Genomic DNA, 11,846 nt, shown 5'->3' on the forward strand with positions numbered 1-11,846 from the left:
ATCGTGTTCTTAACGTGTTGTTTGATTCAAAAATGAGACGTTTTGATAAAAGATTTTGCCATTTACCCTTGATAAAAATTAACTATTTGTAATATCGATAGTTTGTGCCGATGAGCAAAATCGATTTTTTCCATTTAGCAAAACGGTGAAATTAGTCAACACTTAACTTAAGGCAGCATACCGTTGCAACCAAGGAGACAGATATGCAATCGCTAATAGTTAAAGACTATATGACATTACAAGCCATCACCTTCAAACCGGACATGCCAATGACTGCGGCTTTAGAAAAAGTGATGCGTTCGGAGCATCTTGGTGGTCCTGTTATTAACGACCAAGAACAAGTGATTGGCTTTCTATCAGAGCAGGATTTGCTCGATAAATTGGTGAAGGTGAGTTATTTCTGTGAAGACACCCATTTAGTCCGTGACTGCATGCACCCTGAAGTGCTGTCCGTTTCATCAGACACTTCTATTATTGAGCTTGCTGACATGATGAAAGTAGGAAAACCGAAAGTTTATCCCGTGATCGATCAAGGTAAATTGGTTGGCATTATTACGCGCAGAGATGTACTGAGAGCATTAGGGAAAAACTTAACGCATTGTTTTAAAAAACCAATATAGCAAACTATACCCTTCCTACTTGAAGCTGTAGCGGTGTTGGCTACGTTCGTTCACCCCAATCACATAGTTTGCCTATGCTCATGGGGACTCACTCACTTGCCGCCTACCTGCAACTCCAAGTTGTTTGGGTATATCAGCAGTAATAAATAAAATTCTAGAGGTGCAGTGCACCTCTTTTCCATCTAATCAAGGTGAATGTGCGTTAAGTGCAGGTTTGATAAAAATGCGCTTGACCTTGGAGTTGACTCTAAGGTTTAAGCTTTGTGCATCAGAGAAGGAGAATCCTATGTGCACAAAACATGAAGCTTGCAGTACTACAAAAAATAGCATGGCAAACCCGCAGGCGGTGTCATGCTCTAGTCTTAAAATTACCGCGATTAGGGCTGCGGGCGTTGATTCAAATGAAGAGGGGTGCTGCGGGTCACGAGAGTGCGCAAGCAATGATCCCGATGATGAACCCGCGCAGCTCACATCCGTTAAAACACAGTTTAACCAAAGCTGGAAAATTGAAGGGATGGATTGCCCATCTTGCGCACGTAAGGTTGAAACGGCGCTTAAAAAAGTGGGTAATGTGATCGATGCCAAAGTGCTGTTTGCCACTGAAAAATTGGTGGTCAAGTTTAATACCGAAGAGGCAGCGCTTGAAATAGAGCAAGCGGTTCGTAACGCAGGTTTTACGGCTCACCGCATTGATGCGGCTAATCCAGTTTCTGCCCCCATTCGTAGCGATTGGAAGTCAGTCATAAAACAGAACGCGCAGATCCTCTCCATTGCTGGCGCGATGGTACTCGCCGCTATTGTGCAGCCTTATTTCCCTCAAATCAGCGATGGGATGTTTATTTTGACCTGCCTTGCCGGTTTGTATCCTATCGGTAAAAAAGCGATTCAACTGGCACGCTCAGGCACACCTTTTGCGATTGAAACCTTAATGAGCGTTGCGGCGCTCGGAGCGCTCTATCTTGGTGAAACGGTTGAAGCGGCGATGGTGCTATTACTCTTCCTCATCGGAGAGCGGCTAGAAGCTTTTGCCGCTTCCAAAGCGCGTAGCGGTGTACAAGCTTTAATGGCACTGGTGCCTGAAACGGCAACAAAAATTGTGGCAGGAGAACGCATCACAGTGGCAGCGCATGAGCTAAAACCGGGGGATGTAGTGGAAGTTTCTCCCGGCTCTCGGCTACCTGCGGATGGTCAATTGCACGAAGCGTCGGCCAGCTTTGATGAGAGCGCGTTAACGGGCGAATCACTGCCTGTCGAACGTTATCAAGGTGACAGTATCATGGCGGGTGCTGTGGTCGCGGATCAGGTGGTGCGTTTCACCATCACCTCCAAACAGGGTGAAAACGCGATTGACCGCATTTTGCATCTGATTGAAGAAGCGGAATCTCGCAAAGCGCCGTTAGAACGTTTTCTTGATAAATTTAGTCGTTGGTATACCCCATTAATGATGTTGGTTTCATTAGCCGTGGTTGTGATACCGCCGACACTGTTTGCGCAGCCATGGGAAACATGGGTTTACCGTGGCTTAGCCTTACTGCTGATTGCTTGTCCATGTGCGTTGGTTATCTCAACTCCGGCGGCCATTACTTCTGGCCTTGCCGCAGCGGCGCGTCGTGGTGCACTGATCAAAGGGGGCGCGGCGCTCGAACAGCTTGGAAAAATAGAGAGTATTGCTTTTGATAAAACGGGTACTTTGACCAAAGGTAAACCGGAAGTTACGGATGTGATTGCGCTCAATGGCTGGGATGAAGAGCAATTGTTGCGCTATGTCGCAGCGGTTGAAATGGGCTCGAGCCATCCTCTGGCAACCTCTTTAGTGAAAAAAGTGCAAGCGATGGCTTTGCCCATTCCAGAAGCGATAGACAAGCGAGCGTTAGTTGGCAGTGGGGTTTCGGGGGTCGTGGAAGGGAAATCACTGCGCGTATTATCGCCAAGCAAAGCGAATGTTCCGTTTTCTGATGTATTTAGCGCGCAAGTGGAAGCGCTAGAGATGCAAGGCAAAACAGTGGTGGTGGTTTTTGAGCAAGAGAGCATTGTCGGTTTAATCGCATGGCAAGATACCTTGCGTGAAGATGCCAAAGCCGCCATTGAAGCTCTGCGCCGTTTGGGGATCGACACTATTATGCTCACTGGCGATAACCCTAGAAGCGCTGCGACGATGAGTGCTCAATTAGGGATAGATTTCAAAGCCAGTTTATTACCGCAAGATAAAGTGGAATACATTCAACAGTTGGCGCAACAAAAACAAGTGGCGATGGTCGGGGATGGCATTAATGATGCACCAGCAATGAAAGCGGCCAGCATTGGTATTGCGATGGGGGGGGGTACCGATGTTGCGTTGGAAACGGCCGATGCGGCAATTACTCATAATCGATTGGTCGAGCTCGCCACCATGATCGAGCTATCACAAGCTACACTCGCCAATATTCGCCAGAATGTCACGCTAGCGCTAGGTTTAAAAAGTATCTTTTTAGTCACGAGTTTACTCGGTATTACGGGCTTATGGGTAGCGGTGCTGGCTGATAGTGGAGCTACCGCGTTAGTGACGCTCAATGCGTTGCGTCTATTGAAATTTAAAAAATAGTCCGAGACTAAAAACCAAAAAGCTCAGCAAGGCATGGCGGGTCGTTATCTCTCATGCCTGTTGGGTTTGCACCCTATTGTGGTAATAGTGTGAAATGCGTCGATATTGCGCTTGTATTTTGTTATGCAGTGTTGGAAATCATCTTTTAGGGTTGGGTGTTATTTCATCAATCTTGCTGTTTTTTGTGATGCAAACCGTTTTTATGAGAATGTGTTCGTTACATTGCGTCATTCATTGTGAATTTGATCACTCTTTGTTGGTGCGTGGTCCGCTAGAGTAGCTGCATACCCGATGTATATCTATGAGCTGAACAAGCCGCAATAAGGAGTCACTTATGTCTCAAGCCGTTTTCCATCTAGGTGTTACCGAAGCCGATCTGAATGGTGCTACTTTGGCCATTATCCCTGGGGATCCAGCCCGCGTACAAAAAATCGCTGAAGAGATGGAAAATCCAGTCTTTCTTGCTAGCCACCGTGAATACACTGTGTACCGCGCAGAGTTAGACGGTAAGCCAGTCGTTGTTTGTTCTACTGGTATCGGTGGCCCTTCTACGTCTATTGCGGTTGAAGAGCTTGCTCAACTTGGCGTTCGTACTTTCCTACGCGTAGGTACTACTGGTGCAATCCAACCTCATGTCAATGTGGGTGATATGATTGTCAGCACAGGTTCGGTTCGCCTTGACGGTGCAAGTTTGCACTTTGCGCCAATGGAATTCCCTGCTGTGGCTGATTTCGATGTCGCCACTGCAATGAAAGCGGCTGTAGTTGAAAGTGGTGCAACCGTGCACATGGGCGTTACCGCATCAAGTGATACCTTCTACCCAGGCCAAGAGCGTTATGACACCTTCACAGGTCGTGTTGTACGTCGTTTCCAAGGCTCAATGAAAGAGTGGCAAGATATGGGCGTATTGAACTTTGAGATGGAATCCGCCACTTTACTAACCATGTGTGCGAGCTCAGGTTTGAAAGCAGGTTGTGTGGCTGGTGTGATCATCAACCGTACTCAAAAAGAGATCCCAGATCACGCGACACTCAAAGAAACCGAGGCTCGTTCAATCAAAGTGGTTGTCGAAGCGGCGCGTAAAATGCTGTAATTGAGTTCTGAATTTACACTGATGTATCTATGTACACGGTGAGTGATTAGGCCACTTTTGAATAAAGTGGCCTTTTTACTTTCTAAATAATCACCAGTCAAACAGTCACCAGTCAAACAGTCACCAGTCAAACAGTCACCAGCTAAACAATTACTCACTAAGCAATCGCCAATTTAGGCAACGGAATGTACAAGCTCTCGGTTAAGTCGCTGAGCATCTGGTCGTAAACGTGAGAGATGCTGAGTGAAATATCCGAAGTGATTTGGTACATCGCGCCAGCTTCTATTTGAAAGGCAGGATGATCATGCAGTTCGCTCAGGCTATGTAGCGCGGCTGAGCAGCTTGGCGAAGCTACTGTTAAAGGGCTGATTAAGGCGAGTTGATTCATCCTACGCCTGACAACCTCACTATAATGCTGCAAGCGTATGCGGCCATCTTGAGTATCCATTTCATCAATGCTGATGCGTAACTGAGTTAGCGCGTCCATCGCATCAATGACCTGTTGCCAATTAATATGGTATTCATCGCTGAGATCTTCGCGGTTGGATTCCACCAACCAAGCCAGTATCACCTCATCCATTAAGAACATACAGTGACGAATTATTTTACCATGCATCATTTGGTTACGAGCCACAGAGCGCTCTGGCCACTCCTTCATGAGTGCTTTAAGCTTAATTTGCAGCACACGGTACATTGGTTTGTTGTCAAAGTGTGCGATAGCAATTAAGTGATTACTTTTTTCGTATAGCGTATCTTGCAATTCATTCAACTCAGTGTCGCGTCTTTGACCAGAGGCTAGTGTTTGATGGGTAATGTTACGGTGCTGACGGCATAAAAACAGTAGCTGGCGAAGGTCGATCAGCAGTTGATATTTACGTTGTAATGTGGATTCACGCTGTTTTGCCAGATAAAACATCAGCCACAATATACCGATAGAGATAAGCATTGAGATAAAAACAAACATAACCAACTCCTTGTTAATGTTATACCAATCTAGAGTTAGCAGGGTTAATGCCAGTTTTTTATTTGTTTAAATTCAATTACTTATGTATTTTTGCGTTGAAGTGATGCATCTTATTGGTGCATTTTGAACTAAAAGTGTGAGCTGGATCGATTTTGAGCAGTATGGTGATAAAAAATCCCCAACACAGAGTGTGTTGGGGATGCTATCGTGAAGATTGATGTATTACAGGATGCGCATGCCAGCTTGAGCACCTTCATGTGGCTCAAGAATCCATAGCTCGCTGCCACCAGGGCCTGCGGCTAAGATCATGCCTTCTGACATACCAAACTTCATTTTACGCGGTTTGAGGTTCGCTACCATGACGGTGTACTTGCCTACTAACTCTTCGGGTGAATAAGCGGCTTTAATACCTGAAAACACTTGGCGAGTTTCGCCACCAATATCTAATTGGAATTTAAGCAATTTATCTGCTTTTGGCACCGCTTCGCAAGCGATGATCTTAGCGACGCGTAAGTCCACTTTAGCAAAATCATCAAATTCGATTTCAGCTGCAATAGGGTCTTTACTTAGCTCAGTTTCAACTGTGGTTGGTTGCGCGCTCTCAATTGCAGCTTTTTCTGCTGCCGCTTCTTCTTTAGACGCTTCAATCATCGCTTCAACGTGTTTCGGATCAATGCGATTAAACAGCGCTTTGAATGGCGTGAGCGTATGGCTTGTTAATGGTGTTTGTACGCCTTCCCAAGTGAGTTCTTGGTTTAAGAATGCTTCGGTGCGCGCCGCTAGTGCTGGCATTACAGGTTTTAAGTAAGTCATTAACACGCGGAATAGGTTGATACCCACTGAGCAAATGTCTTGTAGCTCTTGCTCTTGACCCTCTTGTTTAGCCACAACCCAAGGCGCTTTTTCATCCACGTATTGGTTCGCTTTGTCCGCCAATGCGGTGATTTCACGAATGGCACGGTTAAATTCACGGCTTTCGTAAAGATCAGCAATGCGATCCGCTGCTGCGGCAAATTCTGCGTACAGCTCTGGTTCGGCAAAGGTTGCAGATAACTGATTTTCAAAACGTTTGGTGATGAAGCCTGCATTACGCGATGCCAGGTTGACGATTTTATTGACCACATCGGCGTTCACACGTTGGGTGAAATCCTCAAGGTTCAAATCAAGATCGTCGATACGGCTATTGAGTTTTGCGGCGTAGTAGTAGCGTAAGCATTCTGGGTCTAGGTGGTTTAAGTAAGTGCTTGCTTTGACAAACGTTCCTTTAGACTTCGACATCTTCGCGCCATTGACTGTGACATAACCGTGCACGAAGACGTTATTAGGCTTACGGAAACCACTGCCATCAAGCATCGCTGGCCAGAACAGGCTGTGGAAGTAAACAATATCCTTACCGATGAAATGGTACAGTTCGGTTTTACTGTCTTTATTCCAGTATTCGTCAAAGTCTAAGTCATCGCGTTTGTTACATAGGTTTTTAAATGAACCCATGTAGCCGATAGGTGCGTCTAACCACACGTAGAAGAATTTGTTCTTTTCGCCAGGGATTTCAAAGCCAAAGTATGGCGCATCACGTGAAATATCCCACTGTTGCAGGCCGCCTTCGAACCACTCTTGCATTTTATTGGCGGTTTCTGTTTGTAGCGAGCCAGAGCGAGTCCACTCTTTGAGCATGCTTTCAAATTGAGGAAGGTCAAAGAAGAAATGCTCGGAATCCTTCATTACTGGCGTCGCGCCAGAAACGGCCGATTTCGGGTTGATAAGCTCTGTTGGGCTATAGGTTTCGCCACACGCATCGCAGTTATCACCGTATTGATCTTCTGACTTGCATTTTGGGCAAGTGCCTTTCACGAAGCGATCAGGCAAGAACATCTCTTTTTCTGGGTCAAACAGCTGAGAAATGGTGCGGCTTGAAATGAAGCCATTTTTTTTCAGCTCAAGATAAATGTGAGAAGCCAGCTCGCGGTTCTCTTCGCTGTGAGTGCTGTGATAATTGTCAAAGCTGATATCAAAACCTGCAAAATCTTTTTGGTGCTCTTCACTTACTGCGGCGATCATCTCTTCAGGTGTAATACCCATCTGTTGTGCTTTAAGCATAATTGGCGTGCCGTGAGCATCGTCTGCACAGATGAAGTTTACAGTGTTGCCGCGTAGGCGTTGGTAACGAACCCAAATGTCAGCTTGGATATGCTCAAGCATATGACCAAGGTGGATCGAACCGTTAGCGTACGGAAGGGCACAAGTTACCAGCAGTTTCCTTGAAGAAACGTTTCTTGGGTCAGTCGCCATACTTAATATTCGCTTTTTTGATAGGTATGAAAAATAGAGACCAATACTACCTTATGCAGCGAGCGACTCCAAGGCGTGAGCCTAAGGAATCCCGCAACTTTTTTGGGGTTCAGTCTGACAATAGAGAGTGATAGCATGAGCAAAAAGGAGAAGCTATGCAGCCGTTCACATCTAAACAAGATTTTTGCGATTGGTTAAACCAATTTGAACACCCTCATCTTATTGCGGGGTGGGCAAACCAACCGCATTGGGTTTCGGTTACAACAGCGGGACGTTTGACGGTTCATATTCCATTTGCCGCTAAAAATCTGCTGAATGAGCTTTCCGAATGGGTCATCTCCAAGCAGCAAACCGATGCGCTTGCTCCATTCAGTGTTGAGATAATCATTGCGCCGAAAGCGCTAGCGACGACGGTCGCTCATAGTGTTAATGGTGTTAAAAATATTATTGCGGTGACTTCAGCCAAAGGGGGCGTCGGCAAATCAACCACCGCCGTCAATCTTGCTCTAGCCATTGCTCAATCTGGGGCGAAAGTTGGCTTGTTGGATGCGGATATTTATGGCCCTTCAGTGCCGATGATGCTTGGCAAGCAAGAAGCAAAGCCAGATGTGCGTGATAATAAGTGGATGCAGCCAGTTGAGGCATTTGGCATTTTCAGTCATTCGATTGGCTATCTGGTTGATAAATCTGAAGCGGCGATTTGGCGCGGGCCGATGGCATCGAAAGCACTGGCGCAACTGCTCAATGAAACCGAGTGGCCAGATGTGGATTATCTGGTCATCGACATGCCACCGGGGACAGGTGATATTCAACTCACCTTGTCACAACAAATTCCGGTAACGGGCGCGGTGATCGTCACCACTCCGCAAGATCTGGCACTAGCGGATGCGCGCAAAGGGGCGGCCATGTTCGAAAAAGTCGACGTTCCGGTTATCGGGCTTATTGAAAATATGAGCTATCACATCTGCAGTCATTGTGGAGAGAAAGAGCATATCTTTGGTGTCGGTGGCGCGCAGAAACTGGCCAGTGAATATGGGTTGGCGCTGCTTGCACAAATTCCTCTGCACATTGCCCTGCGTGAAGACATCGACCAAGGTCGTCCTACCGTGGTTGCTCAACCAGAAAGTGAGCATACACAGCGTTATCTTCAACTAGCGGAACGAGTCTGTTCAAGCCTATATTGGCAAGGAAAGCCTAAGCCAGATGCAATCAGTTTTACATTGGTAGACTAGTGTTGGTCCACAGTGCTGTGAAAGTAGCACTGTGGTGATCTCTTCTGAAATACGACGAAAACGTTTGCTTGGTAGTTTGTTATTCAAACCTCTTCCAAAGTCTAAATCGAGACTGGTATCAGGTGGTTGAAGTCCCTATAATCGGGCAGTTTATCTATTTTCATCACCAAACCATCACCGGGTGCAAAAATAATGTCTGAGAATAATCAATGCGTCATCGTAGGTATTGCTGGCGCTTCAGCTTCTGGAAAAAGCCTGATTGCGAGCACGATTTATAACGAACTTCGTGCCAAAGTAGGCGACCACCAAATTGGTGTGATTACGGAAGATTGCTATTACAACGACCAAAGCCATCTCAGTATGGAAGAGCGCGTTAAGACAAACTACGACCACCCGAATGCACTTGACCATGATCTACTTTGCCAACATTTAGAACAATTAACCCGTGGCGAAGCGGTTGAAGTGCCAGAGTACAGCTACACTGAGCATACTCGCACCGCGAATACAACGCTATTAACACCCAAGAAAGTGATTATTTTAGAAGGTATTTTACTGCTAACAGACCCACGTTTACGTGACTTAATGCATGCGACCGTATTTATGGACACTCCGCTTGATATCTGTTTATTACGCCGAGTGAAGCGTGATGTAGAAGAGCGCGGCCGCACCATGGATTCGGTATTAAAGCAATACCAAAAAACGGTTCGCCCTATGTTTATGCAGTTTATCGAACCGTCAAAACAGTACGCGGACATTATCGTTCCTCGTGGCGGTAAAAACCGTATCGCCATTGATGTATTAAAAGCCCACATCGCGAAATTGTTGAAATCTTAACTTTTGTGGTCTTTATTTTTAAGCAGACAAGTGGCACTTTAGGTGCCACTTTCTTTTTCTAATTAAGCAAGGAAAAAGCTGATGAAAAAACTGTTTCTTTTCATTGCCATTATTATCGGTGCGTTAATCGCTGCCGCGCTCGCACTTGTCCTGTTGGTCAATCCTAACCAATTTAAGCCCTTGATTGTAGAACAAGCCAAACAGAAAACGGGGTTGGACTTAGTCATTGAAGGAGATATCAGTTGGAGTTTCTTCCCTTCGCTTGGCTTTGAGCTGGGCAAAACTGAACTCAGAAACCCACAAGGTTTCAGCGCTCCAAACCTGTTTAAAGTCGATCAAGTTGGTATTGAAATTTCGGTGATGCCATTGCTGGATAAGCAACTGGAAATTGGCAACATCCGCCTAAATGGTGCTGAGTTCCATCTTGAAACCCTTAAAGATGGCCGTTCAAACTTAGATAGCTTAACTCAAGCCGCGCCTCAACCAGCCGCCTCTTCCGCCGTAAACGAAACAAAACCAGCACAAGAAGAGACAAGCAGCGTCAATGCGAGCAACCCTGTTCAAGAGTGGACGATTAACTTAGCGGGCGTTAGCGTCGAAAACGCATTACTGGAAATACAAGACCGTAAAGCCGGTACACATACCAAGCTGTATGACGTGGCGGTCAATCTTTCAGAGTTTGCGGTGGACAAATGGACGTCAGCAACTTTTGCCGCCAAAGGTAAAAATAACCAACAAAACTTTGCCGCAGAAGGGCGAGCTGAATTCAAATTAGCCGCTGGTTTCAAGGATTATGCGGTGAAGAACGTTGTGCTTGATGCGAGCTTTAGTGACCCATCAAACCAGATTGATTCTGCGAAGATTGAATTAGCCACGTTCGAGTTTGATAAGAAGAATGCGCTGTCATTCAGCGTGAAAGGAAAGGTAGCGGATTTAAAACTTGATGCGAAGGGGAGTGCGCAACTGACTCTCGATAAAGCCATGAGCTTGGTGAAGATTGATACGCTGGTGCTGGATACCAATCTAGAAGGAACCAGTTTGCCACAAAGCCCAATGCAGATCGGTTTAACTTCGAACATTCGTTTTGATCTCTCTAAAAACCAACTGGATGTCTTACTCAGTAAATTAACCGCAAATGCATTAGAATTTGATGGTGATGTCAAAGTGACGTTGGCTGAGATCCCTAAAATCCGCTTCAATATGCATAGCCCAAATATCGATTTGGATGAATTTTTAGGGCTTGCGAATCCAGCAACGGCAAGCAGTGCCGTGAGTGAAAGTAAGGCATCGTCAGGCTCAACGTCAGCAGCGCCTGCTACGGTGAGCGCTGAAGTGGAACCGGATCTCAGTGCATTAAAAACGTTGGATGTGCAAGGCAAGGTCACCATAGACAAGTTCAAAGCTAATAATGCTCGATTACAGAATGTGCAAACCAGCTTTAGTGTCGATCGTGGCATCGTGAATTTAACCTCATTTAGTGCCAACCTTTACCAAGGTACGATTCAGGCGACCGCTCAACTGGATGCAACCAAAGTACCTGCTACTTATAGCGCTAAAAAGAGCGTTAAGGGAGTGCAGGTGCTGCCGCTATTAAAAGATGTACTCAATAATGAGATGTTACAAGGTACGGGTAACATTGATGTGGATGTAAAGGGCCGCAGTTTGACGCCAACGGGCATTCAACAAAACCTTGTCGGAACCGTGAACATCAACTTTGCCGATGGTGCAGTCAACGGTATTAACGTCGCTCACCTTATCCGTAGCAATTACGCCAAAATTAAAGGTAACAAAGTTGATGATGACCCAGTGAAGAAAACCGATTTTAGCGCCATGACCGCTACGCTGAAATTGAACAAAGGGGAAGTCACCACCAATAACCTCGCCATGCAATCACCACTGTTGCGTATTCGTGGTGAGGGTAAAGCGAATTATCTGCAACAAACGGTTGATTTTTTGGTGAGCACTTCTGTGGTGGGAACTCTAGAGGGGCAAGGTGGCAAAGACATCGATGAGCTGCGAGACGTCACGATTCCTATCAACATCTCAGGGCAATGGAGCGATCCTAAATTCAAATTGGTTTTTGATGATGTGTTAAGACAAAAAGCGGAAAAAGAGATTGACCGTGGCTTGGAAAAGCTCGGCGTTGAGATAAAAGACGAGAAAACCAAGAAAGCGGTTGATGGCTTATTAAAAAGTCTTTTTAAGTAATTTACTGGGTTGATTTCATTATGAT

At 45.9% G+C, this 11,846-nt stretch carries 8 protein-coding genes; 6 read left to right on the top strand and 2 right to left on the bottom strand.

Features of this window, described 5'->3' with window-relative positions; translation table 11 throughout:
• Positions 1-203 precede the first annotated feature (203 nt).
• The 3 genes from AACT21_RS00520 (at position 204) to udp (ending at position 4,294) form a co-directional block, all read left to right on the top strand.
• Positions 204-620, top strand: a complete 417-nt coding sequence (locus tag AACT21_RS00520; RefSeq protein WP_094164189.1) for a CBS domain-containing protein — start codon at positions 204-206, stop codon at positions 618-620.
• 286 nt (positions 621-906) lie between these two features.
• On the top strand, positions 907-3,201 hold the full coding sequence (locus tag AACT21_RS00525) for a zinc/cadmium/mercury/lead-transporting ATPase (RefSeq protein WP_094164190.1): 2,295 nt from the start codon (positions 907-909) through the stop codon (positions 3,199-3,201).
• 334 nt (positions 3,202-3,535) lie between these two features.
• A complete protein-coding gene (gene udp / locus AACT21_RS00530) occupies positions 3,536-4,294 on the top strand; it encodes a uridine phosphorylase (RefSeq protein ID WP_010320675.1) in 759 nt (252 codons plus the stop codon).
• 157 nt (positions 4,295-4,451) lie between these two features.
• On the opposite strand, the gene AACT21_RS00535 is transcribed toward udp, so the two are convergent.
• Positions 4,452-5,264, bottom strand: coding sequence for a hypothetical protein (locus AACT21_RS00535; protein WP_013857254.1), 813 nt, complete (start codon positions 5,262-5,264; stop codon positions 4,452-4,454).
• A gap of 216 nt (positions 5,265-5,480) precedes the next feature.
• Positions 5,481-7,547 carry a methionine--tRNA ligase gene (metG, locus tag AACT21_RS00540; protein ID WP_013857253.1) on the bottom strand — a complete coding sequence of 689 codons (2,067 nt, stop codon included), beginning with the start codon at positions 7,545-7,547 and terminating at the stop codon, positions 5,481-5,483.
• A 155-nt stretch (positions 7,548-7,702) separates the two neighbouring features.
• On the opposite strand from metG, the gene apbC reads away from it, so the two are divergent.
• From apbC to AACT21_RS00555, 3 genes are all read left to right on the top strand, one after another.
• A complete protein-coding gene (gene apbC, locus AACT21_RS00545; protein WP_094164191.1) occupies positions 7,703-8,779 on the top strand; it encodes an iron-sulfur cluster carrier protein ApbC in 1,077 nt (358 codons plus the stop codon).
• Between the two features lie 192 nt (positions 8,780-8,971).
• Positions 8,972-9,613: a uridine kinase gene (udk, locus tag AACT21_RS00550; RefSeq protein WP_010320672.1), complete on the top strand. Its 642-nt coding sequence runs from the start codon at positions 8,972-8,974 to the stop codon at positions 9,611-9,613.
• An 81-nt stretch (positions 9,614-9,694) separates the two neighbouring features.
• Positions 9,695-11,821, top strand: coding sequence for an AsmA family protein (locus AACT21_RS00555; protein WP_094164192.1), 2,127 nt, complete (start codon positions 9,695-9,697; stop codon positions 11,819-11,821).
• Positions 11,822-11,846: the final 25 nt, after the last annotated feature.

The sequence above is a fragment of the Vibrio sp. V08_P9A1T1 genome, assembly GCF_963874405.1.
GTDB classification, from domain to species: domain Bacteria; phylum Pseudomonadota; class Gammaproteobacteria; order Enterobacterales; family Vibrionaceae; genus Vibrio; species Vibrio anguillarum.